The sequence below is a fragment of the Acidovorax sp. KNOB132 genome (assembly GCF_057541515.1).
This window is the reverse complement of the sequence record NZ_BAAJYT010000542.1, coordinates 1-1,192: the sequence shown is the minus strand read 5'-3', so window position 1 is coordinate 1,192 and position 1,192 is coordinate 1. Positions and strand designations below refer to the sequence as shown.

Sequence of the window (1,192 nt, the reverse complement as noted above, 5' to 3'; positions counted from 1 at the left end):
CGGGCCTCGGCATCGCCCAGGGTGGGGCGCACACCGTGCAACTGCGCGCCCACACGGCGCGCCGCCTCGGCCACCTCGGGGCCCAGCAGCTCCAGCCGCTCGGGCGTGAGCCGCCAGGCCGGCCCGGCCACGCTGAGCGCGCCGCGCACCTGGCCCAGGCCGTCGATGATGGGCGCGCCCACGGCAGCGCCACGCCGGGCACGATCTCTTCGTCGTCGATGGCGTAGCCGCGCGCCGCCGTGACCCGCAGCTCGGCCAGCAGGCGCCGCCGGTCGGTCAGCGTGCGGGGCGTGAGGGGGCGCAGCACCAGTTCGCGCACCAGGGCATCGCGCGCCGCGCCGTCCATGGCGGAGAGGATGGCCTTGCCCTGGCTGGTGCAGTACACCGGCTTGCGCTGGCCCAGCGCGCTGGACGAGCGCTGGCTGTGCGCGCCATCGCAGCGCTCCAGCGACACCACGTCGCGCCCGTCCAGCGCGGCCAGGTAGGTGGTCTCGCCCGTCAGGTCGCGCAACGTGCGCAGTTCCATCACGGCCGCCGCGGCCAGATCGGGCATGGCATGGGCCTGGCGTGCCAGCTCGAAGCAACGCACGCCCAGGCAGTACACCTTGCGCAGCGGATCGCGGCGCAGCATGCCGCGCGCCACCAGCGTGGCCAGCAGGCGGTAGGCCGTGGTGCGGGGCAACGCCAGCCGCGCCGCCAGGTCGGCGTGGCTCAGGCCTTGCGGCGCGGCGCCCACGGCGTCCAGCACGTCGAGGGCTTTTTCGAGCGCGGCGGTGCCGTCTCCGGGCGATGCAGGCATGTTTGTCTCACGAAATGGAATTCAGAACCGCGCGGGAAGGGGACGGCGGGCCGCAGGGATTTTAGGCGGCTCGCCCTTTCATTACGATGGCAGGCTCCCAACGGCGGGCCCCTGCCGATCGGCGAACAATTCCATTCAGTGAGACAGCAGGCCGCGACGGCCCTTGCCCTTTTCAGGAACCTCCATGCCCGACAACACCCTGCAATCCATCGACGCCCGCACCGGCCAGCCCCACGGCGCCGCCTGGCCGGAATCCACCCCGGCCGAGATCGACACCGCCGTGGCCGCCGCCGCGAGCGCCGCCGATGCCTTCGCCGCCACATCGGCCGCCGACCGCGCCGCTTTGCTGCGCGCGCTGGCCGAGGCCCTGGAGGCCCAGCGCGAGGCCCTGGT

Annotated in this window: 2 protein-coding genes; one reads left to right on the top strand and one right to left on the bottom strand. The window is 73.8% G+C overall.

Annotated features, from left to right (window positions below):
• The coding region (locus AC27IO_RS24495) for an IclR family transcriptional regulator (RefSeq protein ID WP_498741249.1) at positions 1 to 799 on the bottom strand (799 nt) is incomplete at its 3' end.
• A gap of 184 nt (positions 800 to 983) precedes the next feature.
• Here AC27IO_RS24495 and AC27IO_RS24490 point away from each other — a divergent pair.
• On the top strand, positions 984 to 1,192 hold a 209-nt coding region (locus AC27IO_RS24490; RefSeq protein ID WP_498741248.1), incomplete at its 3' end, for an aldehyde dehydrogenase family protein.